The following is a 21,510-nucleotide window of genomic DNA, read 5'->3' as shown; positions in this document are numbered from 1 at the left end:
GCCGTGCCGGATCACCGGCACGGCCTGTCCTCAGCGCCGTGGCATGTCCTTGATGAAGACGAGGCCGTCGCTGTCGGCCAAGTGGTCCGGGTCGAACGGCGCGTAGCCGAACCAGGGGGACACGCGCGGCGCGGGCCGCCCGTCGCCGAGGGCGGCGGCCAGGCGCGGGGCGTCGATGACGCAGCGGTCCGACGGGAGCCCGTAGAGGAGTCCTTCGAGGGTGTCCGGCGGGGGGGCGTGTCCACTCCCTGGTGCCGGATGGTGCCGAGGGCCGTGGCCACGAAGGCGTACTCCTCGCCGAGCTCGGCGCTCACCAGCGCGCCGGCGCTCCACCACTCCAGCAGCTCCCCGCCCATCCGCAGGGATCTCTTCTCGCGTTGGAGATGGGGGCTGGGTTCATCGGGCCGCTGGCGGGAGCTCGGCATCCGGCCGGCGACGCTCCGCACGTGGGAGCGCGCCGGAATCGTGCGCCCGCGCCGCGACCGGCGGACCGGGTACCGCGTGTACGACGAGGCCGACGTACGGGACGTCCGGCTGGCCCACCAGCTCAGGAGGGGCGGCTACCTCCTGGAGCGGATCGCCCCGCTGCTCGCACGGGTGCGGGCGGCGGGCGGCCTTGAGCCGCTGGAGGCCACGCTGTCCGACTGGCACGGCCGGCTGGCCGCCCGTGGGCGGGCCATGCTGACCGGGGCCGCCGAGCTGGAGGCGTACCTCCGCGCGCGCGGCTGAGTCCGGGGCCCGGACGGCGGTGTCGCCCGCCCCTTCGTGACGCGGCGGCCGGGGTGGGACGACCGCGACGCGCTTCTGCGTACCTAGACTGTGCGTTCATGAACGACGGACGATCGACCGCGACGCGGTCCCTGCGCCCCGGCCTCGTCACCTACGGCTCGACGGCCCTCGCCGTCGTTCTGGTGCTGGCCGCTCCTTCCTCGCTGTTCGCCGAGCCTTCGGGCCGTTTCGCGGGGAACGGAGCGACGGCGGTCCGTGCGGCGCCGACCGTCATCGCCCACCGGGGCGCCTCCTCCGCCGCTCCCGAGAACACCCTGGTCTCCGACGAGGTCGCCCGGCGGAGCGGGGCGAAGTGGATCGAGAACGACGTCCAGCCGAGCGGCGACGGCGTGCCGTACATCCTGCACGACACGACCGTCGACCGGACGACCGACGGCACGGGACCCGTCCGCTCCCTGACCGCCGCCCAGCTCGACGCACTGGACGCCGGCTCCTGGTTCGCGCCCGCCTACGCCGGCGCCCGGGTCCCGACCCTCGCCGCCCAGCTGGCGGACCTGCGCGAGCGCGGCGGGAACCTGCTCCTGGAGATCAAGGGCGGGCACACCCACGCCGAGGTGGCGCGGATCGTCCAGGACATCCGTGAGCAGTCCATGACCGGCCGGGTCTTCGTCCAGAGTTTCGACATCCCGAGCCTGCGGCACACCCGCGCGCTCGCGCCCGAGCTGCCGATCGGGTTGCTGCGCGGCACCCTCGACGCGGACCCGGTCGCGCTCGCCGAGGACCTGGGCCTCGCGGCGTACAACGTCTCGGACACCGCGCTCGCCACCCGCCCCGGGGTCGTCCGCGAGCTGCACGCCGCGGGCGTGGCCGTGAACGTCTGGACGGTCGACAAGCCCGCCCGCTGGAAGGTGCTGAGCGACCTCGGCGTGGACGGGATCATCACCAACCGGCCCGCCGAGCTGACCGGCTGGATCGCGGGGCGGCCCCCTACGGGGTGACCTTGATGTCGTCGACGAAGGCCCTGACCATGATCGCGTGGGTGAAGACGACGGTCCCGGGCTTGATCAGTCCGCCGTCGCCCCCGTCGCCCTCGACCTGGACCGTGCGCTCCCCCAGGAAGGTGAGGGTCTTGCTGTCGAAGATCCACTCGGTGCGCTGGCCGCTGGTCTCGTCGAGCCGCGCGACCGCGACGCCCTTCCGGCCGGCGGCGTCGGTGGCGCTGTCCACCATGACGACACCGGGGATCTTCGCGGCGGCCCGGTAGAGCGCCGCGGTGAGGCGGGGGGACGGCCAGCTCTCGACGAGGAGGTCGCCGATGGTGGTGAAGGCCTGCTGGTCCGGGCCGCGGCCCTGTCCGGCGGTCTCCTCGTAGATCTTCCGCAGCAGGGCGTCGGGGTCGGTGGGGAGCGTGGCGAGGTAGTCGTGCGAGGGCGCGCCCAGGTGCGGCTTGGGGATGTTGCCCTGCTCGTCGCGGCCTTCCAGGGTCATGCCCTCCGGCCCGGTGTTGCCGGGTTCGATCAGCCAGCCCTTGAGGCCGTCGCGGGACCGCCAGGACTGCCGGGTGTGCAGGGGATCGCTGACGACGCGGCTCACGTCGCCGTCGGTCCGCACGTGGGTGTTCGCCGTCCGGGTCTCGATGTAGACGTACGCGCCGGCCTTGGCGCTCGGGGCGGGCGCCTCGGCGGCGGCGAGCGAGATGCGGTCCAGGAGCCGGGGGGCGCCCTTCGCGTCGACCGCTCCGATCCGGGTGGTGAGGGCGGGGCCGCCGGCGCGGTCGGCCCCGGCCCCGGACGTGTCGGCCGGGGTGAGGACGAGGACGCCGACGGCGAGTGCGCCGGCGAGTGCGGTCACGGCCGGCAGGAGGACCGCCTTCCGCAGGAAGGGGTTGCGCCGTCCCGCGGCCCGCTGGGCGCGCGCTTCGGCGGTGGTGCGGCGGTCGTCGTGGATCTGGCTCATCAGGCGCTCCTTGTGGAACTGGTGACGGCCCGGAGGAAGCTCGCGCTCCTCGATCGCCGGAAGGTCACCGGCCTCGTGCCGGGGTGCCGTGCGGGGCTTGCTCGGGTCGGGGTTCATCGGATTCCCTCCTGTGCGGGCCGGACCGCGTTCATGCGATCACCTGTTGTCTGTCGGGTGCGGGGGGCGGGTTCCCGGATTTCCCGAACTTCCTTGATCTCGCGTGCGAGTTCCTCCTCGGCCCCGGTACGGAGCTTGGCGCGGGCGCGCGAGAGGCGGGAGCGGACGGTGCCGACCGGGACGTCCAGGGCGGCGGCGACCTCGGTGTAGGCGAGACCCTCCCAGAGGCAGAGCACGAGGACTTCGCGTTCGGTGCGGCGGAGCGTGCCGAGCGCTCTGAGCGTGGCCGCGATGCGGCGCCGGTCGTCGATCCGGCCCGCGACCTCGGAGGCGTGGTCGGGCATGGCGGCCGCGGCCGCGCCGGCCGCGGCGTAGGCGGAGGCGGCCCGCCGGTAGCGCCGGTTGCCGCGGCAGTGGTTGCGGGCGACGTTGGTGGCGACGCCCAGGAGCCAGGGCCGGAGCGATCCCCCTTCGGGGTCGACCTTCTCCCGGAGCCGCCAGGCCTCCAGATAGGTCGCGGCCATGACGTCCTCGGCGACCGGCCAGTCACCGGTCAGCCGGAAGGCGTGGTTGTAGACGCTCCGGGCGTGGGAGTCGAAGAGTTCGGCGAAGGCCGAGGGGTCCCCGGCCCGGATCCGTGCGCGTGTGTCGGTGTTCACGACTGTCGTCTGTCCGGCTCACGGGGCGGGTTCCCGTGAGCCGGGTCACATTCGATGAGTGGTCCGGGCGCGCAGTTCGTCGAGGAGGGCGGGGTTGACCACCGTGAGGATCGTCGCGATCCGCTCGGCGTCGACGTCCGCCCACAGGATGTCCCGCGCGCCGCGGTACTTGGCGGCGAGCCGCTCGCGCCGGGCGGGCGGGAGTTCCGCGGCGCGGTCCTGGCGGCTGTTGTGGGCGTTGTCGGCGATCTTGACGAGGGTGGCGTCGGGGTCCTCGGCGATGAGGTGGAGCTTCGCCTCGTAGGAGAGGCCCGGCCGGTTGGTGACGGCTTCGACGAGGGCGACGACCCGGTCAGGGACGCCGGCGTCCCTGAGCCGCTCGGCCGTCCAGGCGGTGTCCTCGATGACGTCGTGCAGGAGACCGGCCATCACCAGGTCGTCGCCGAAGGGTACGAGGCCCGCGGCGACGGCCCGGACGTGCTCGACGTATGGGACGCCGATCAGGTCGACCTGTCCGGCGTGCGCCTGTGCGACGAGTGCGTCGACCTCCACGGGCGTCGTCATCACCGCCTCACCGCTCGCCCGTGAACAGCTGCGGGAGCTGCATGGTGCGGTTCTGGTCGCCGGGGCGCACCTGGGGGCCGTTGGCCCACTCCATGGTGACCATGGGATTTTCGCCGTCGCCGGCGTCGACGGTGGCTCCCGCGAACCGCTCGCCGGAGGCGGTGGTCGCCCGCAGCTTGTCGGCCGTGCGGGCGGCGCCCTGGGGTGAGCCGGTCAGCGCGCAGAGCCGCTCGCGTGACGTGCCGTCGGCCTGGGCGGTGGCCCCGATGGCGTACAGGATGACGTCCGGCGTCCGGCTCTTCAGGCCCTCGCCGTAGAAGGTCGCGTGGTACGTGCTGTCGCCGATGCAGCGGGCGACAGCCTGGTACCAGGGGTCGTCCGCGACCGACGTCTTCGGCGCGGCGAGCACGGGCGGGGGCGTGTCCGGCGACAGGGACAGGGACCTTACGGTCGCCGAGACAGCGACCTGGTCGCCGTTCCGGCCCTTCAGGAGCGCGCCGTCGTCGCTGTTCTCGGCGTACCCGAGTCTCTTCAGGCCGTCGGTGACGGCGTTCACGTCGAAGCTGCCGGTGAGCCGCCAGCGGTCGGATCCGATCTGGAGCGAGGTGGTCACGTCGTTCTCGTCGAAGCCGTGGGTCTCCTTGAGGGGGCGGCTCTCGAGACTCGCCTGTGCCACCTCGGGGATTCCGTACGTGGCGAGGCCGCCGTACAGCTTCTTGTCCTGCTTCACCAGCTGTCGGGTCGCGGTCACGTCCGTGTAGGTGAGGATCTGGCCCGCGTCGTCCCGGGGGGCGGTGCGGAGCGCGGCGGTGAGGCCGACGGCCGAGCCGCCGGCCGCGTCCTCGGAGTCGCCGCCGCACGCGGCGGCACCCGCGCCCAGGACGCCGACGAGCGCCACCGCGGCGCACCCTCGAAGAAGCCTTCGCTCGTTCCCCGTCATGCCCGTCCTCCGGTGTCGGCGCCCGCTGCCCGGGTGGTACGGATCGCCCCCGAAGGGTAGTGGGTCAGCTTGACGGCCCGTACGGAGGCCGGGCGGTGCGGCGAAGGGATGCGGCGTGCGGGAACACGGTGCGGAGCGGAAGGCCTTGTCGGCGGCGGAGCTGTTCGACGGCATGGGGATCGCGTACGAGCAGGCCTTCGGGCATCTCCCGGCGCAGCTGGAGGCGGTCGAGTGGCTCACCGGCCGGCTGGCCTCGGGGGCCCGGGTCCTCGACGTCGGCAGCGGCACCGGCCGGCCGGTGGCCGACCTGCTGGTCCGGTCGGGCTGCGACGTGACCGGGATCGACGTGTCCCGGACGATGGTCGAGCTGGCCCGCTCGCAGGTGCCGGGGGCTCGGTTCGAGCAGTGCGGCGTCCATGACTTCGAGGCGGCCGAGGGCGGCTTCGACGCCGTCTGCGCGTTCTTCCCGCTGCTCGTCATGACCCGGGCGGAGGTGTCCGCCGCGCTGCGGCGGATGGCGGGCTGGGTGGCACCCGGCGGCTATCTCGTGACGGCCACGGTCCCGGCGGACGTCGACGGCGTGGAGATCGAGTGGATGGGACGCCCGGTCAGGGTCTCCAGCTTCTCGGCCGAGGAGTACGTGCGCCAGATCCGCGAGGAGTGCGGACTCGACGTCCTCCACCACGCCGTCTCCGTCTTCCAGCCGGACGACGAACTGGCGGGCCCGGAGCAACACGTCTTCTGCTACGCCCGCCGGGCGGAGGAACTGCCCGGCGGGTGACGTCGGTTCCGGCAGGCGGGCACCGGGCCGCGGGCCCCACCGGTTCCGGGGACGTGTCACTCGTCCCAGGGCGGCTCGAAATCGTCCATGTCGGCGGGCGGCTCGTCCAGGTCGAAGGGCGGCTCGTCCTCGTACGCCGACCGCCGGCCGGCCGCCGCGTCGCGAGGCGCGGGGGCCGCGGCGGCGGGGCGCGCGGGGGCGGGCCCCGACGCGGGGGCGGGCTCGGTCGCCGGGACGGCCTCGGTCGCCGCGGCGGGGGCCGCGCACTCCGCCAGGGTGGCGAGGACGCCCTCCGCGTACTTGGTGAGCTTGGCCTCGCCGACTCCGCCCACGGTGCCCAGCTCCGCGACCGTCGTGGGGAACAGCGTCGCGATCTCGCGGAGCGTCGCGTCGTGGAAGACGACGTACGCCGGAACGCCCTGCTCGCGCGCCGTCGCCGCCCGCCAGGCGCGCAGCGCCTCGAAGACCGGCACGGCGGCGGCCGGCAGGTCGACCGGCACACGGGCGCCCTTGCCCGAACGGGCCCCCGACTCCTTGCGGGAAGGAGCGGCGGGCGCCGTCTCCTTCCGCATCGGGACGGTGCGCCGGCCGCCGAGCACCTCGCCGCTGTCCTCCGTCAGCACGAGCGTGCCGTAGTCGCCCTCCACCGTCAGCAGGCCCTGCGCGAGGAGCTGCCGGACGACGCCGCGCCACTCCGCGGTCCCCAGTTCCGATCCGACGCCGAACACCGAGAGGCCGTCGTGGTCGAACTGGATGACCTTGGCCGTCTTCTTGCCCTGCAGGATGTCGATGATCTGGCCCGCGCCGAACTTCTGGCGCCGCTCCTTCGCCAGCCGCCACACCGTGGACAGCAGCTTCTGCGCCGCGACCGTCCCGTCCCAGGACTCGGCCGGGGTCAGGCACGTGTCGCAGTTGCCGCACGGCTGGCCCGACTGCCCGAAGTACGCGAGGAGCCGTACGCGGCGGCAGTCGACCGTCTCGCAGAGCGCGAGCATGGCGTCCAGGTGCATGCCCAGGGCCCGGCGGTGCGCCTCGTCGCCCTCGGAGCCGTCGATGAGCTTGCGCTGCTGGACCACGTCCTGGAGGCCGTACGCCAGCCAGGCCGTGGCGGGCTCGCCGTCACGGCCGGCGCGGCCGGTCTCCTGGTAGTACCCCTCGACCGACTTCGGCAGGTCGAGATGGGCCACGAAGCGCACGTCCGGCTTGTCGATGCCCATGCCGAAGGCGATCGTCGCCACGACCACGACCCCGTCCTCCCGGAGGAACCGGGACTGGTTCGCGGCACGCGCACGGGCGTCCATGCCGGCGTGGTACGGGACGGCGTCGATGCCCTGCTCCACGAGGGCCGCCGCGGTCTTCTCCACCGAGGCCCGCGAGAGGCAGTAGACGACTCCCGCGTCCCCCTCGTGCTCGGTCCTGATCAGATCGAGGAGCTGCTTGAGCGGGTTGTTCTTCGGAACGATGCGGTACTGGATGTTCGGCCGGTCGAAGCCCGCGACGAAGTGCCGGGCCTCCTCCAGACCCAGTCGCGCCGCGATCTCGGCGTGCGTGGCCTCGGTGGCCGTCGCGGTCAGCGCGATCCGCGGCACCTTGGGCCAGCGCTCGTGCAGCATCGAGAGCGCCAGGTAGTCGGGCCGGAAGTCGTGACCCCACTGGGCGACGCAGTGCGCCTCGTCGATCGCGAAGAGCGACACCTTCCCCCGGTCGAGCAGCCGCTGCGTGCCCTCGGTCCGCAGCCGCTCGGGGGCCAGATAGAGCAGGTCCAGCTCGTCCGCGAGGAAGGCCTGCTCGACGGCCTGCCGCTCGTACGGATCCTGCGTCGAGTTCAGGAAGCCGGCCCGCACCCCGAGGGCCCTGAGTGCGTCCACCTGGTCCTGCATCAGGGCGATGAGCGGCGAGATCACGACGCCCGTGCCGTCTCTGACGAGCGCCGGAATCTGATAGCAGAGCGACTTGCCGCCGCCGGTCGGCATCAGGACGAGCGCGTCGCCGCCGTCGACGACCTGCTCGATGATCTCCTGCTGCTCCCCGCGGAAGGAGCTGTAGCCGAAGACGCGGTGGAGCACCTGCGAAGCGTCGGAGACCTGGGCGGATGTGTCGGAAAGGACCATTCGTGAAGCCTAGCTGCCTCCACCGACACCCTGGCCCGGTCCTGAGGAACCTGTGGACAACCCCGACGCGCTCCCCGGCACCGCGTCGCTGCCCGGCGGCGGAACCTCCCGGCAGAACACGGGCCCGGCCTTCGCCCCGGATTCCTGCCCCGCCTTGTCCCCGGATTCCTTCTCGGACTTCCCCCCGGCTCTCTCCTCGGCCTTCCGCAGCTTCTCCAGCTTCTCCAGGGCCTTCTCGCCGGCCTTCTCCTCACTGGGCCCCCAGGGGCGGCACGGTGCCTCGCCGGTCTCGACGGGCGGCCGCGGAACGAGCCGGTCCGGCAGGACCGGGCCGACGGGGGTTCCCTCGGCCGACGACCCCGGCCGACCCGTCCCGACCGGCGGGGGGACGGGCGGGAGAACGGGCTCGGGGCCCGGCGCGGAGCTGCTCGGGACCGGTTCGGGCGCCGGCGGGGACGGCTCCAGGAAGCGCTCGGGCAGGCTGCCGGTGGCGACGGCGACCCCGCCCAGCGTCACGCTCGCGACCAGCGCGGCCACCGCCGCCTTGAGGGAACGCCGCGGGAGGCGGCGCCGGTCGGCGGGGGTCCAGTCGTCCCGCTCGCGTGGGGCCCGGGAGGTGTGCAGACCCGCGTCACGGGCGGCCCGGAAGGCGACGAGGGCTTCCTCCTCGGCCTCCCGGCTCCCGCTGAGCGGGGCCCGCAGCGACTTCTCCAGCGCGCTGGTCAGCCGGTCGTCAGGCATCCGTCACCTCCCCCTTCCCTTGAGTTGTCGCGCCAGTCGCTTCAATCCCCGGTGCGCGGCGGAACGTACCGCACCGGGGCGCTTGCCCAGCACCCGGGCGGCCGTCGGTCCGTCGAGCCCGACGACGACGCGCAGCAGGACGGCTTCGGCCTGGTCCTGAGGGAGGCCGGCGATGAGCGCCAGCGCGCGTTCCGTCGACAGGGCGTCCAGGGCCTCTCCCGCCGCGTCCCCGGCGGCGGGAAGCTCCAGGACGTCCTGTTCGATGCCGGTGGGCCGGGGCCTGGCCCGTACGCGCCGCAGATGGTCCATGGCCCGGTGGCGGGCGATGGTCGCGGTCCAGCCGCGGAAGCCCGCGCCGTCACCGCGGAAGCGGCCGAGGTCCCGCGCTATCTCCAGCCACGCCTCGGAGGCCACGTCCTCGGCGTCGTCGCCGACGATCCCCCGCAGATAGCCGAGGAGTCCGGGCTGCACGATCCGGTAGGCCTCCGCGAACGCCGTCTCGTCGCCCTGCCGGGCCCGCTCGACAGCGGCGGCGAGCTCCGGGTCACGGGTAGCGATGGGCCCACGCCCCGTTCCCTCGCCCACACGCCCCTCTTCACCGCCCGTACGCGTACACAGTCCGATCCCCTGCCAGGAAGCCGAGTACCGGAAGGCGTCATCCTGTCAGACCTCAACGGGGGTGTCTCGACGGCCTGTCGGTCCCGGCGACCGCGGGCCGGGCCCTGCCCGGCCGTGCCCCGCGCGCACGTGACAGTGATCACAGAACGCGGGGAGTCCGGCCCCGCTCGGGCGACGCTCTTCGACGCCGTGTCAGCGGATGTCGGCGAGGGCGCTCACCCCGCACGTACCGAGGGCGCCGTCCATCCCGCCGTAACCCCTCGGCCACCCACGGCTGCGAGGCTCCCGCCCGAACGAAAGTTGTCTGTACAACTTGGAGCCCTTCATGGTGTCACTCGCCTCCGCCTCACCCCTCTGGCTGCGCGACAACTGCCCCTGCGCGGACTGCCGCGACCCCCGCAACGGCCAGAAGCTGTTCCAGATCACCGAACTCCCCGGCGCGCTCGCCGTCGACGCCGTCCACGACGTCCGCACTCCCGACGGCGCCCCCGCGCGCGAGGTCGTCTGGTCCCCCGACGGTCACCGGTCCGTCTACCCGGACGCCTGGCTGGGCGACCACCTCCCCGGCTCCTCCGCCGCGCCCGGTGACGGCCGCTCGGAGGACGACAAGGAGCTGTGGGCAGCGAGCCGCTTCGACGACGGGCTCCCCGAGGCCGACTGGGAGGCCTACCGCACCGACCCGGCCGTCCGGGCCGCCGCCCTCGACTCCGTCCTGCTCCTCGGCTTCGTCCTGCTGCGCGGGGTCCCCGTCCAGGACCGCCAAGTCATCGACGTGGCACGGACCTTCGGTTACGTGCGCGAGACCAACTACGGCGAGCTCTTCGAGGTACGGGTCGAGGCCGACCCCAACAACCTCGCCTTCACGGGCGCGCGCATCACCCCGCACACCGACAACCCCTACCGCGACCCCGTCCCCACCCTCCAGCTGCTCCACTGCCTGGTGAACGCGGCCCAGGGCGGCGACTCGGGCCTCGTCGACGGCTTCCACGCGGCCGCCCTGCTGCGCGCCGAGGCACCGGAGGCGTACGAGATCCTCACGCGCGTCCCCGTCCCCTTCGCGTTCGCCGACGAGCGCACCGAACTCCGCGCCCACCGGCCGCTGATCGGCACGGATCCGGCCGGCCGGATCCGCGAGATCCGCTTCAACAACCGTTCCATCGGCACACTGCGACTGCCGGCCGATCTCCTCGACGCCTTCTACGGCGCCTACCGGCGCTTCGGCGAGCTGCTGCTCCGGGCGGAGCTCCAACTGGACTTCCGGCTGGCGCCCGGCGACTGCCTGATCTTCGACAACACCCGTCTGCTGCACGCCCGGACGGCCTTCGCCGAGTCCGGCGACCGTCACCTCCAGGGCGCCTACGCCGACATCGACGGCCTCGCCTCCACCCTCGCCGTCCTGCGCCGAGAGGAGCGCGCGAAGTGACCTCCTCCGGAGCCGACCCGCTCGACACCCTCGCCCGGCTCTTCGAGGGCGAGGGCAGCTCCGAGTACCTCGGTGAGGCCGTGACCCAGGCCGAGCACATGCTGCAGGCCGGCGCCCTCGCCGAGGCCGCGGGCGCCGCGCCGCACCTGGTCGCCGCCGCGCTCCTGCACGACGTCGGCCACTTCCAGGGCGCGGTCAGCGGCCGTGACCTGATGGAGAACGGCACCGACAACCGGCACAGCCACACCGGAGCCGACTGGCTCGGCCGGTGGTTCGGGCCCGAGGTCACCGAGCCCGTACGGCTGCACGTCGCCGCCAAGCGCTACCTGTGCGCCGTCGAGCCCGGCTACTGCGACCTGCTGTCCGAGGCTTCCGTCCACACCCTGGCCGTCCAGGGCGGGCCGATGAGCGAGGCGCAGGCGCGCGCCTTCGAGGCGCTGCCGGGGGCCGCCGACGCCGTCGCCGTACGCCGCTGGGACGAGCGGGCGAAGGACCCGGACATGGACACGCCCGGCTTCGCGCACTTCCGGCCCTTGCTGGCCGGGCTGCTCACCCCGTAACGGGCCTCGCGGGGCGCCGGTTCAGGAACCGAGCCGGCGTCCCAGCGCGCTCGTGGCCGTCGAGCTCTGCATCGTGAACGCGACCGTCCCCGGCAGGTAGCGGTCCTGGGACCATTCCACCGGGGTCCCGGACGGGTCGGTGGAGTGCCGCCGCTCCCTGAGCAGCGACTCGCCGGCCCGGCAGCCGAGCAGTTCCGCGTCGTCGGCGTCGGCCGGCACGAGGTCGATGGTGTGTCGGGCGTCGGTGAACAGCACGCCGTGCCGCTCCAGTTGCTCCGAGTGCGACACCGTGTCCAGTGGCATCCCGGCCACCAGCTCGCCGATCCGCTCCGGGTACGTCGTCCGCTCCACCATCACCGGCGTGCCGGCGAGCGTCCGCAGCCGCCGCACCCGGTAGACGGGCGCGCCCTCCTCGACGCGCAGCTTCTCGGCCTCCTCCGCGTCCGCCGGGACCCGGTCGACGGCCACGATGCGGCCGCCCGGCTCCTCGCCGAGCGAGCGAGCCCAGCGGGTGAACGAGCGCAGCTCGCCGAAGCTGTGGAGCCGGGGCCCGCCGAGCACCACCCGGCGCGAACCGCGCCGTGAGGTGATGAGCCCGTCGGCCCGCAGCGCGGCCAGCGCCTGGCGGACCGTCCCCCTGGACACGCCGTATCCGCGGGCCAGTTCGTCCTCGGCGGGCAGCTTGGCCCCCGAGCCGTACTCGCCCGCCGTGATGGCGGTCCGCAGATCGGCGGCGACCTTCAGATACAGCGGCGTCCTGGCCCGTTCCCCACTCACAGTCACACGCCCCACCCTGTCACGGACCGGGCTCAAGGAACCAGGGAGATCAACATCTCCGGGTCCACCTCGGTCAACGAGGCCGCGAGCGTGACGCCTTCGGTCCCGGCGAAGTCCCCGAGCGGTTCCGTCGACGGCACGGCGAGCACCCGGCAGCCCGCGGCGACCGCCGAGGCGACGCCGGTCGGGCTGTCCTCGACGGCCACGCACCGCGCCGGTTCGACGCCGAGCGCCACCGCCGCCGCCAGGTACGGATCGGGTTCGGGCTTGGTGCGTACGGTGTCCTCGGCGCCGAACAGCGCGTCGAAGCGGTGCCCGTCCAAGGTGCCCGCGACCTGTGTGACGACCGCCCGCGGGGAGGCCGACACGAGCGCCGTCGGCACCCGGCGGGCGCGGAGCGCGGCGAGGAGCCGCAGGGCGCCCGGCCGGGGCACGGCGGCCACCTCCAGGCGTGCGGCGAAGTCGGCGCCCAGCTCGGCGGCGAGCTCCGCCGTCGGCGCGTCCAGGTGGGCCTGGAGCAGGGCGGCCGTGTCCTCCACGGAGCGCCCGGTCACCGCCGTGCGGTGTTCGGCGTCCAGGGTGCGCTCGCGGCGCGCGGCGGCCGCCTCGACGACGTCGAGCCAGACGCCCTCGGTGTCGACGAGCGTCCCGTCCATGTCGAAGAGGACGGCCTGGAGCCGGCTCATCGGGCACCGCCCGCGGCGGCGAGGACGACGGGCCGCCGCCGGGGCCGTACCGTGACGGCCGTGCCGGGTGCCAGCGCGGCGGCGGCGTGTGTCGGCACGTCGGCCTTGACGTCCGTGCCGTCGGCGAGGGCGACGCGGACGCGGGTGGTGGGGCCGTGGAACGCGGTGGCGATGATGCGTCCCGTACCGCCCTCCTCGATCTCCAGGGCCTCGGGGCGGACGAGCGCGGTGACCCGGCCGGAGCCCGCGGGGCCCTCGACGGGCAGGCGCACGCCGAGGACGTCGACCGAGCCGTCGCCGTCGGCGTGGCCCGGCATCCGGTTCATGGTGCCGATGAACTCCGCGACGAAGTCCGTGGCGGGTCGCGCGTACAGCTCGGTCGGCGAGGCGCACTGCTCCAGCCTGCCGCCGTTCATCACCGCGACCCGGTCGGCCATCGACAGCGCCTCCTCCTGGTCGTGGGTGACGAAGACGGTGGTGATGCCCAACTCCAGTTGGAGGCGGCGGATCTCCTCGCGCAGCGTGAGACGGACGCGCGCGTCGAGCGCCGACAGGGGTTCGTCGAGCAGCAGGAGCCGGGGGCGGAGCGCGAGGGCGCGGGCGAGCGCGACGCGCTGCTGCTGGCCGCCGGAGAGCTGGTGCGGGAAGCGGTCGCCATGGCCGGACAGACCGACGAGTTCGAGCAACTCCCCGGCTCGCATGCGTCGTTCGGCGCTGCGGACCTTGCGCATGCGTAGGCCGAAGGCGACGTTGTCGGCCGCGGTGAGGTGCGGGAAGAGGCTATACGACTGGAACACCATCGCGGTGTCGCGGCGGTCGGCGGGTACGGGGACGATGTCCTCGCCGTCGAGCAGGACCTGGCCCTCGTCGGGTCGCTCGAATCCGGCGAGGACGCGCAGCGCGGTCGTCTTGCCGCAGCCGGACGGGCCGAGCAGCGCGAGGAGTTCGCCGGGGGCGACGTCGAGGTCGAGGCCGTCGAGCGCGACGGCGGAGCCGAAGGACCGGCGCAGACCACGGATGTTCAGGGCGGCTCCGGTGCGCACCGGCTGGTCGGGCGCGGTCACGGTCACGGTCATCGGGAGGTCTTTCCTCGGGAAGCCGCGGAGGCTTCGGACGTACGGGAAGAGCGCGGGGCGCGGCGGCGGTTGCCCACCGTCGTCAGGGCGAGCAGCAGCACCCAGGTCAGCAGCAGGCTCAGCAGCGACACGGCCACGGAGAGCCGGGCGTCCGAGCCGGACGCCTGCACGATCCAGACCGCGAAAGGCTGGAAGCCGAGGAGCGAGGCGACCGTGAACTCGCCGAGGACCAGCGCGAGCGTCAGGAACGAGGCGTTCAGGAGGGCGCCCCGCAGATTGGGCAGGACGGCCGAGACGAGCGCGCGCGGCCAGGACGCCCCGCAGTCCCGCGCGGCCTCGACGAGCGTGCGGACGTCGACGGAGCGCAGCCCCGCGTCGAGCGCCCGGTAGACGAAGGGCAGGGCCATCACGGCGTACGCGAGGACGAGGACGAGCGGGAAGTCCGGGTTCTGCACGGCCACGAAGGTCTGGTAGAGCGGGGTCGTGGACAGCTTCTCGGGGCCCCAGCGCAGGACGGTGCCGAGGCCGGCGGTGAGCGCGACCGGCGGCACGACCAGCGGCAGGGTGCAGACGACCTCCAGGACCGGGCGCAGCCGGGGCGCCGCGAGACGGGCCGCGACCGCCGCGGGGACGGTGATCAGGAGGACGAGGGCGACGGTCGCCGCCGCGAGCCCCAGCGAGAGGAACAGGCTGCCGGTGAAGCCGGGCGCGGTGAAGATCCGGGTGTACGAGGAGAGGGTGAGGCCCTGTCCGGGGATGTTCACGGTGAAGACGGTGGAGGCGAGCAGCGGCACCAGGAAGTAGACGCCGGCGAGCAGGAGGACGAGGGGGCGTCCTACGGGACGTCTCGCCGATCGGGTCGCTAGGCGAGCCATCGGGTGCTCCTTCGCTGGAGGGGGAGGTGGACGGCCATCACGAGTGCCGCGACGACGACCATGTCGAGGCTGAGCGCGAGGGCGACGTTCTCCTGGCCGACCAGGACGTTGCCGGAGAGCGCGTCGGCTATCTGGAGGGTCACCAGGGGTACGGAGCTGCCGACCATGGCGGCGGCCGTCGCGTACGCGGCGAAGGCGCTGCCGAAGAGCAGCACGAAGCCGCCGAGGAGGGACGGCAGCAGCACCGGCAGGCCGACGTGGCGCCAGTACTGCCAGGTCGAGGCGCCGCAGTCACGGGCGGCTTCCCGCCACTGGACGCGCAGTCCGTCGAGGGCCGGCGCCACGGTCAGCACCATCAGCGGTACCAGGAAGTAGAGGTAGGTGAGGGCGAGGCCCCAGAAGCTGTAGAGCGACCAGCCGTGGTCGCCGAGGCCGAGGCTCGTGGTGAGGACGCCGGCGTTGCCGAGGGTTGCGACGAAGGCGAAGGCGAGGGGCACACCGCCGAAGTTGGCGAGGACGCCGGAGGCGGTGAGCACGGCCTCGCGCAGGGCGCGGCCGCGCGAGGTGACCACGGCCTGGGCGAGGAGCAGCCCGAAGAGGGTGCCGACGGCGGCGGTGAGCGCGGACAGCTGGATGCTGCCGACGAGGGCGGTGCGGTAGGCGCCGTCGACGGACCGGGTGAGGTTGTCGAGGCCGTACGAGCCGTCGGCGACGGTGAACGCGCCGTCGGTCATGGCGAGTGCGGGCAGCCCGAAGGCGAGGCCGACGACGAGGAAGAGCGGCAGGGCGGCGAGCCAGCCGCCGACGCGGGGGCGGGACCGTCGCGCGGGGGCGGGCCGGGCCGTTCCCCCCGCGGAGCCGTCGGTCATGGGGGAACCAGCGGTTCCGTGGGCGGGGCCCGCCGGGGCCGGCCGCGCGTCGTGCGCGCGGACGGCCCCGGACGGGGCGGCGGTGGGGTGCGGAGTCATCGACAGGTCACCCGGAGACGGCCGCGGACCAGCCCTGCGACAGGGTCTCCTTGGCCTTGGACGTCTGCTGCTCGGTGGGGAACTTCGGGGTGCCCGTGACCTTCGGCAGCGCCGCGGCGGCCGTCTTGTCGAGGGTGCCGTCGGCCTCCATGGCCGGCATCAGGACGGGCCGGGCGTGGCCCTTGAGCCACAGGTTCTGGCCCTCGGCGCTGTAGAGGTACTCCTGCCACAGGCGGGCGGCCGCCGGGTGCGGGGCGTCCTTGTTGATCGCCTGGGAGTAGAACTGGGCGTAGACGCCGTCCGTGGGGACGGCGACCTTCCAGTCGACGCCCTTGGACGCGAACTGCTCGGCGTAGCCGGAGTTCAGGTAGTCCCAGTCGATGGAGATGGGCGTCTCGCCCTTCTCGACCGTGGCGGGGGTCGACTCGACCGGGTTGTAGTTGCCGTTCTTCTTCAGCTTGCCGAAGAAGTCGATGCCCGGCTTGATGTCGTCGAACGAGCCGCCGTTGGCCAGGGCCGCCGCGTACACGCCGCCGAAGGCGGAGCCCGACTTGGTCGGGTTGCCGTTGAGGGCGACCTGACCCTTGTACTCGGGCTTGAGCAGGTCGGCGAAGGTCAGCGGGCAGACCTTGACGCGCTTGGCGTCGCAGCCGATGGAGACGTAGCCGCCGTAGTCGTTGAACCAGCGGCCCTCCGGGTCGCGCTGCGTCCCGGGGATCTTGTCGAAGGCGGTGACCTTGTACGGGGCGGTGAGGCCCTGCTCGCCCGCCGCCTGGGCGAAGGAGGCGCCGAGGTCGAGGACGTCGGGGGCCCGGTCCTGGCCCTTGCGGGACTTGACCGCGTTGATCTCGTCCTGGCTGGAGCCGTCGGGGTTCTCGACGTTCACCTTGATGCCGTACTTCGCGGCGAAGCCGTCGATGATCGCGCCGTAGTTCGCCCAGTCCCGGGGGATGGCGATCGCGTTGAGGGTGCCCTCCTTCTTCGCGGCGGCGACCAGGGCGTCCATGCCGCCGGCGTCGGCGGCGGAGGCCGCGGTGGCGAGGTTCTTGCCGTCGGCGCCGGTGGCGTCCTTGGTGGGAGCGGCGCCACAGGCGGTGAGGGACAGGGCGGTCAGACCGAGGGCGCCGACGAGGATCGCGGCGCGGGCAGCGGAGGTCACGCGTACTCCATGAGGGTGGGGGCGAGGCCAAGCTGTATGAACAACTGTTGTCCATACAACTCCTGCATTACGGAGGGCCTCGATGTCCCGCCGGTGAACGCGGGGCGACGGCCGCCCAGCCATTCCCCGGCGGATCGGCGCACCCGCCCCACAGAGAGGTGGGCGCCGCCGGCCCCGGGCCACGGGACCTGCGACGCCCACCGGTGTTACAGCAGGCCCGCGGCCTGGGTCAGGAGCTTCTCGTAGATCTCCGGCCGGTCCTCGTCGATGACGGGGAAGCCGACGCCGAAGTCGCCGTTGACCCAGTGCGCGCGGATGCCCGGGTTGGCGCTGTCCGTGCCGTCGTGCAGGAACACGTGCGGGCTGCAGTTGACCCGGCCGTCGCGCGCCGACTCGTACTGGGCCATGATCTCCGGGCGTGCGGTGCCGCTGTCGAAGACCTCGGCGAGTGCCGACACGTCCACGGCGCCCGTCTCCCCCGCCACGTCGAGGATGACGTGGCGCTGGGAGATGCACCGGCCCTCGGCCCAGAAGGCCCGGCGCAGGGCTCGGTCGAGCTGCTCGGCGGCGTGCCAGCTCTGTGCCTTGGCGGCCTGCACCGCCTCCAGGGCCGGGAGCGTGGTCACCGGGTAGGTCCAGTCCGGGCCCTGCCAGAGCCGCCAGCCGGCCTCGGGCTCCAGCGCGCCGAGGACGGAGATCTCCGAGTCCACCCCGGGGCGGGCGTTGACCTCGCGGTTGAACAACTCCAGCGGAAACGCCCGCAGGTCGAACCAGACGCGCCCTTCGAGACCGAGACGCCGCCGGGTCTCGTGCAGCCGGTGCACGGCGACGTGCGCGAAGGAGCAGTTCAGATCGGTGTAGACGGCGATGGTGTCGGGCGCGGCGGGCAGCCGGGGATCAGCCTGCCCCACCGTCCCCACGGCCGTGCCCGGTGTGCTGTCGGTGGTCCTGTCGGTCATGGTGCCTCCTCGACGCGGATCAGACCCCACCAGCCCTCACTGACACCCCAGTGGAGGTTCCCGGTGCGGTACACATGGTCGCCCGGATGCTGGGCGCGGAAGCGCACCGTCCGGGTGCTCCCGGAGCCCAGCGCGCCGAGGGTCGACACGTACCAGCCGAGTCCGGTCTCCGACGCGTCCCACACCTGGCCGTGCACGGTGAAGCCCTGGTTGCGCATCCGGTGCGAGGCCACGGCCAGGTGGACGGCCACCTGGTCGCCGGCGCGGCAGGTGAGCAGCGGGGTCGGCGGCTCCGGGTCGGACAGCACCGGGTCCAGCGGGTGCAGGGCGGCGCTGCGGTAGTTGTACGCCTTCTGGCCCGCGTCGTCGGGGCTGTCGGAGAACAGGTCGGTGACCGGCTGGGTGAGGTCCCCGTCGTGGTAGAGCCGCAGGCCGTCCTGGGAGACCAGGACGAGTTCCCGTACGGGCTCGGCGTCCGGCCTGCGGACCACGGCCCGCTCGCCGGTCCACCGCTCCAGACCCGTGTCGGGGTCGTACGCGGTGGCGTCGGCCTCCTCGACCACGAGCACGCCGACCAGGCCGCGGCGCGGGTGGGAGATCACGTCCGCGTGGGAGCGCAGCAGCACCACACCGGGCTCGGCCGCGTACCAGCGGTACGTACGGGAGGCCCCCGGCTTCACCGTGGCGTCGGCGTTGCGGCCGACATGGGCGCCGTCGTCGGTGCGCACGTCGCATCGAGCAGCGTGGGGTGCAGGGAGACCCGTCCGGAGATCGTCCTGGCCCCGCTGTCGGCCTCGTTCATCAGCCGCGGGTCCAGCGGACTGGCGGGCGGCGGCCCGTCCAGCTCGTTGATCAGGGTGACCTCCACCCACTCGCCGGCCCGGCAGCGCAGGACCAGCGGCCCCTCCTCGGGGCCGCCGTCGCCGTCGGGCGTGAAGACGAGACCGTACGGGTCGGTACGGAGCGCGCTGTACGCGACGACCTCGGCGCGGGCGCGGACGGCGTGCCGGCGGACCCGGCGGCGCGGGGGCCGCGGCGGGGCGTCGGGGGTCCGGCCGGGCAGCGGCGGCAGATCGGCCTGCGGGCGGCCGTGCAGCCGCAGCAGTCCCCAGCAGCCCAGCCACAGGTCGTTGGCCGCGCCGAACGACCACAGGTGGTCGCCGGGTCCCAGGGTGGGGGCGAGGGCGAGTTCGGCGACGTTGCAGATGCCCAGGGTCTGCTGGTTGCGCCAGGCCGTGTCCTCGCGGCCCGCCCACTCGCGCCAGCGGGCGCCGGAGAGGGTGAAGCTGTGCTGGAGGTCGTGGGAGCCCTGGAGGACGTGGATCCGCAGGTCCTCGCCGGGATAGCCGCGGAGCAGCGGGGTGCCGGGGTCTCCGTGGACGGCGCTGGAGAACCAGTGGGCCGGGTCGCCGCCGCGCTCGGACAGCGGCGCGCTGCGGTAGTTGACGCCCATCGAGCCCTGGTCGTCGGGGGCCCCGGGGAACGGCGGCGGGTTGACCGGGACGCCGTGGTCACCGTGTCCGTGCTTGACCATGGGGACGAAGTCGCCGATGGCCAGGACCATTTCGCGGTGCGCCTCGCCGTCGGCGGTCCTGATGACGGCCTGCGCGCCGCGCCGCAGTTCCCGCTCGTGGTCGTCCGGCGACACCCAGACGGCACCCTCCGGTTCGGTCATGAGCGCACCGAAGAGGCCATGGCGTTGGCGGTAGTTGGCGAGCAGGTGGTCGTGGAAGAGGACGGCCCCGAAGTCCTCGTCCACGTACCAGCGGTACGTCCAGGAGTTGTACTGGCCGTTCGTCTCGGCGCCCTGGTCGGCGGTGGTGGTCGCCGACAGGTAGTTCCAGCCCACGGCCGAGCCGTCGGAGATGAGCGGGTCGTACTTGACCAGGTGGGTGTGGAGTCCGCACTCGGGCTGGAAGGGCAGCTTCGGGTCGAAGGCGGATTCCTTCTGGGGGCCGGTCGGCAGGAAGTTGGTCAGGGTGAGTTCGAGGACCTCGCCCTTGTTGGCCCGGATGACGAGCGGTTCAAGGGTCCGCTCTCCCTTGGCGAGTTGCCGCTTGAACTCGTCGAGACCACCCGCCTCCGCGATCTCCTCGGCGAGGACGTAGAAGTGGGCGTTGTGGTCGTGCCAGGTCGCCGCATGCTCGTCGGTCGGGTCGCCGTGGTAGTGCACGGTGCCGTTGGTGACGACCAGGTCGTAACGGCGTACCGGCGCGTCCGGAGGGCCGATCTTCGTGAACGCCTCACCGGGCCGCGGATCCGCCACGAACGCGGCCGCTTCCAGGGGCGTGGGCTCGCGGCCCATGCCGGGCGGCTGGAGCGGGGTCCGCGGCGGCCGGGGGTTCTTCTGCGGGAAGGTGGCCGATTCGGCGAGGAAGCCCGGGAACCCGGGGCGTTCGGGCGTCGGGACCGGCGGGGCCTCGCGGTGCGGCAGCGGGACGAGCCGCTGGATCGGCCGGCCGTCGGGGTAGCCGCCGGTGCCGTCCTGGAGGGTGTCGAAGATCCGGAACACGCCCCACATGCCCATGTGGAAATGGACGTACATGTGGCAGTGCCAGATGGAGTCGCCGACCGCGCCCTGCGTCGAGCCGAGGCCGCCGATCAGTTCGAGGGTCATGGCCTCCTGCGGGCCGATGCTGACGGAGTCGACGATCGGGGCGTTCTCGTCGTCCGGCCGCAGCCGCCACTGGTGCAGGTGGGTGTGGAAGACGTGGGTGTCGCGCATACCGCCGTGGACGAGCCGGATGACCGTGGGGTCGCCGGAGTAGCCGCGCAGGACGGGCGTGGACGGGTCGCCGAACAGCCAGGAGCTGTGGTGCACCTCCTCTCCGAGCACCGCGTCCCGCACCGGGTCGATCCGGCCCTCCTCAAGGAGCCGCTGGTAGCGGTGCATCCGCCATTCCATGGGCTCGATGCGGTGGTTGACCGGGAGCATCGCCATGTTGAGCGGTGTCAGGTCGTCGACGGTGTCCGAGGTGCCCGGCCCGGCCGCCGGGGAGCCGGCGGCGGAGGGCCGGTAGATCCCGGCCGCCGCGGCCGCGACCGCCCGGCCGCTGTCATGACCCTCGCCGTGTCCCCCGCCGTGCCCGTGGCCGGGCATCGGCGGCGGGACCGCGGGGTTGTCGTTGCTGGGGTACTCCATCATGAAGATCACGAACTCGCGGAAGCTGCGGTCCGCCAGATGGACGTCCGCGTACAGGCCCGTCGCCAGCGGCCCGCCCGTCTCGGGGTCGGTCCAGGTGGCCTCGGGCGCCTCGACGACCACCGCGCCGACCATGCCGTGACTCTGCGTCCCCTCGCCCCGGGCGTCGGACATGTCCCCGAAGTGGAACACCCCCTCGTGCTCGCAGACCCACTCGTACACGCGGGTGCCGCCCGGCGGCACGCTGCTGTCCGGGTTGGCGCCCGCCGCGAGTCCGTCCATGGTGCGGACGTCGTACCGCACGCCCTGGAGGGTGATGCCGGCGGGCCGCGCGAGCTCGTTGGTCAGCCGGACCCGCAGCCGCTCGCCGCGCCGGACCCGGAGGACCAGCGGGCGCGCGAGCGGGTTCGGTCCCGGCACCAGCTCCGGGTGCTCCAGATAGCTGGGGAACGGCTCCGGCCAGGTGGCCGCGACCTCCCTCAGCTCGGGTGCGTCCGAGGCCAGGACGTACAGGGCGCCGTTGCGGTCGTGGTCGCCGAACTCGTTGTAGGCGATGGGTACATGGAGTGCGACGACGTCGTACGTCCGCACCGGCCTGCCGTCCCCGTGACGCTCGGTCGGTAATGCTGTGCTGCTGCTCATGTGCTGCGGTACTCCCCCGTGCTCGAG

General features: G+C 73.4%; 20 protein-coding genes and 2 pseudogenes. 5 read left to right on the top strand and 17 right to left on the bottom strand.

The features are described 5' to 3' along the window. Positions 1-30: 30 nt before the first annotated feature. Positions 31-386 (bottom strand): annotated as a pseudogene (locus ACWFR1_RS07805) (erythromycin esterase family protein); the annotation flags it as partial. On the opposite strand from ACWFR1_RS07805, the pseudogene ACWFR1_RS07800 reads away from it, so the two are divergent. Together ACWFR1_RS07800 and ACWFR1_RS07795 are read left to right on the top strand one after the other, a co-directional pair. Next, positions 387-729 (top strand): annotated as a pseudogene (locus ACWFR1_RS07800) (TioE family transcriptional regulator); the annotation flags it as partial. A gap of 98 nt (positions 730-827) precedes the next feature. Then, positions 828-1,727 (top strand): glycerophosphodiester phosphodiesterase, encoded by a 900-nt coding sequence (locus ACWFR1_RS07795; RefSeq protein ID WP_453547719.1) that lies wholly within the window; start codon positions 828-830, stop codon positions 1,725-1,727. Here ACWFR1_RS07795 and ACWFR1_RS07790 read toward each other — a convergent pair. Genes ACWFR1_RS07790 through ACWFR1_RS07775 form a run of 4 tightly spaced genes read right to left on the bottom strand, consistent with a single transcriptional unit; the run spans position 1,717 to position 4,965 of the window. Further along, the gene (locus ACWFR1_RS07790) at positions 1,717-2,802 is read right to left on the bottom strand and encodes a CU044_5270 family protein (RefSeq protein ID WP_453547716.1); all 1,086 of its coding nucleotides are present in this window, start codon (positions 2,800-2,802) and stop codon (positions 1,717-1,719) included. The genes ACWFR1_RS07795 and ACWFR1_RS07790 overlap by 11 nt on opposite strands. Next, a complete protein-coding gene (locus ACWFR1_RS07785; RefSeq protein ID WP_453547714.1) occupies positions 2,799-3,461 on the bottom strand; it encodes an RNA polymerase sigma factor in 663 nt (220 codons plus the stop codon). Before ACWFR1_RS07785 ends, ACWFR1_RS07790 begins: the two co-directional genes overlap by 4 nt. A 45-nt stretch (positions 3,462-3,506) precedes the next feature. Next, positions 3,507-4,025: an HD domain-containing protein gene (locus ACWFR1_RS07780; protein WP_453547712.1), complete on the bottom strand. Its 519-nt coding sequence runs from the start codon at positions 4,023-4,025 to the stop codon at positions 3,507-3,509. 7 nt (positions 4,026-4,032) lie between these two features. After that, positions 4,033-4,965 (bottom strand): hypothetical protein, encoded by a 933-nt coding sequence (locus tag ACWFR1_RS07775; RefSeq protein WP_453547710.1) that lies wholly within the window; start codon positions 4,963-4,965, stop codon positions 4,033-4,035. 115 nt (positions 4,966-5,080) lie between these two features. Between ACWFR1_RS07775 and ACWFR1_RS07770 the strand changes: the two genes are divergently transcribed. Continuing rightward, positions 5,081-5,746 carry a class I SAM-dependent methyltransferase gene (locus ACWFR1_RS07770; RefSeq protein ID WP_453547708.1) on the top strand — a complete coding sequence of 222 codons (666 nt, stop codon included), beginning with the start codon at positions 5,081-5,083 and terminating at the stop codon, positions 5,744-5,746. A gap of 56 nt (positions 5,747-5,802) precedes the next feature. Here the strand turns inward: ACWFR1_RS07770 and recQ are convergent, their stop codons facing one another. From recQ to ACWFR1_RS07755, 3 genes are read right to left on the bottom strand one after another with little or no spacing between them, the layout of a single operon-like run. Then, entirely contained in the window at positions 5,803-7,857 is a 2,055-nt protein-coding gene (recQ, locus tag ACWFR1_RS07765) for a DNA helicase RecQ (protein WP_453547706.1), read from the bottom strand. Between the two features lie 9 nt (positions 7,858-7,866). Next, on the bottom strand, positions 7,867-8,598 hold the full coding sequence (locus tag ACWFR1_RS07760; protein WP_453547704.1) for a hypothetical protein: 732 nt from the start codon (positions 8,596-8,598) through the stop codon (positions 7,867-7,869). A gap of 3 nt (positions 8,599-8,601) precedes the next feature. After that, positions 8,602-9,183 carry an RNA polymerase sigma factor gene (locus ACWFR1_RS07755; RefSeq protein WP_453547701.1) on the bottom strand — a complete coding sequence of 194 codons (582 nt, stop codon included), beginning with the start codon at positions 9,181-9,183 and terminating at the stop codon, positions 8,602-8,604. Between the two features lie 358 nt (positions 9,184-9,541). Between ACWFR1_RS07755 and tmpA the strand changes: the two genes are divergently transcribed. Then, the gene (tmpA, locus tag ACWFR1_RS07750) at positions 9,542-10,639 is read left to right on the top strand and encodes a 2-trimethylaminoethylphosphonate dioxygenase (RefSeq protein ID WP_453547699.1); all 1,098 of its coding nucleotides are present in this window, start codon (positions 9,542-9,544) and stop codon (positions 10,637-10,639) included. Beyond that, entirely contained in the window at positions 10,636-11,199 is a 564-nt protein-coding gene (locus ACWFR1_RS07745; RefSeq protein WP_453547697.1) for a phosphonate degradation HD-domain oxygenase, read from the top strand. The genes tmpA and ACWFR1_RS07745 overlap by 4 nt, the downstream gene beginning before the upstream one ends. Positions 11,200-11,220: 21 nt before the next feature. On the opposite strand, the gene ACWFR1_RS07740 is transcribed toward ACWFR1_RS07745, so the two are convergent. The 9 genes from ACWFR1_RS07740 to ACWFR1_RS07700 all read right to left on the bottom strand — a co-directional run bounded on the left by ACWFR1_RS07740 (position 11,221) and on the right by ACWFR1_RS07700 (position 21,483). Then, positions 11,221-11,982 carry a GntR family transcriptional regulator gene (locus ACWFR1_RS07740; RefSeq protein ID WP_453547694.1) on the bottom strand — a complete coding sequence of 254 codons (762 nt, stop codon included), beginning with the start codon at positions 11,980-11,982 and terminating at the stop codon, positions 11,221-11,223. A 26-nt stretch (positions 11,983-12,008) separates the two neighbouring features. Beyond that, positions 12,009-12,662: an HAD family hydrolase gene (locus tag ACWFR1_RS07735; protein ID WP_453547691.1), complete on the bottom strand. Its 654-nt coding sequence runs from the start codon at positions 12,660-12,662 to the stop codon at positions 12,009-12,011. Next, positions 12,659-13,738, bottom strand: coding sequence for an ABC transporter ATP-binding protein (locus ACWFR1_RS07730; RefSeq protein ID WP_453547689.1), 1,080 nt, complete (start codon positions 13,736-13,738; stop codon positions 12,659-12,661). Before ACWFR1_RS07730 ends, ACWFR1_RS07735 begins: the two co-directional genes overlap by 4 nt. Continuing rightward, entirely contained in the window at positions 13,735-14,613 is an 879-nt protein-coding gene (locus ACWFR1_RS07725) for an ABC transporter permease (protein ID WP_453547687.1), read from the bottom strand. Before ACWFR1_RS07725 ends, ACWFR1_RS07730 begins: the two co-directional genes overlap by 4 nt. After that, positions 14,601-15,482 carry an ABC transporter permease gene (locus ACWFR1_RS07720; RefSeq protein WP_453547946.1) on the bottom strand — a complete coding sequence of 294 codons (882 nt, stop codon included), beginning with the start codon at positions 15,480-15,482 and terminating at the stop codon, positions 14,601-14,603. The genes ACWFR1_RS07725 and ACWFR1_RS07720 overlap by 13 nt, the downstream gene beginning before the upstream one ends. A 106-nt stretch (positions 15,483-15,588) precedes the next feature. After that, positions 15,589-16,740, bottom strand: a complete 1,152-nt coding sequence (locus tag ACWFR1_RS07715; protein ID WP_453547685.1) for an ABC transporter substrate-binding protein — start codon at positions 16,738-16,740, stop codon at positions 15,589-15,591. Positions 16,741-16,946: 206 nt separating this feature from the next. Beyond that, on the bottom strand, positions 16,947-17,699 hold the full coding sequence (locus ACWFR1_RS07710; RefSeq protein WP_453547683.1) for a DsbA family oxidoreductase: 753 nt from the start codon (positions 17,697-17,699) through the stop codon (positions 16,947-16,949). Next, positions 17,696-18,427 (bottom strand): hypothetical protein, encoded by a 732-nt coding sequence (locus ACWFR1_RS07705; RefSeq protein ID WP_453547681.1) that lies wholly within the window; start codon positions 18,425-18,427, stop codon positions 17,696-17,698. The genes ACWFR1_RS07710 and ACWFR1_RS07705 overlap by 4 nt, the downstream gene beginning before the upstream one ends. Further along, positions 18,376-21,483, bottom strand: coding sequence for a multicopper oxidase domain-containing protein (locus ACWFR1_RS07700; protein WP_453547678.1), 3,108 nt, complete (start codon positions 21,481-21,483; stop codon positions 18,376-18,378). The genes ACWFR1_RS07705 and ACWFR1_RS07700 overlap by 52 nt, the downstream gene beginning before the upstream one ends. Positions 21,484-21,510 lie beyond the last annotated feature (27 nt).

It is taken from the genome of Streptomyces sp. NPDC055103, from assembly GCF_053607625.1.
Note: the sequence above shows the minus strand (reverse complement) of the source record. Positions and strands in the feature narration are given on the sequence as shown.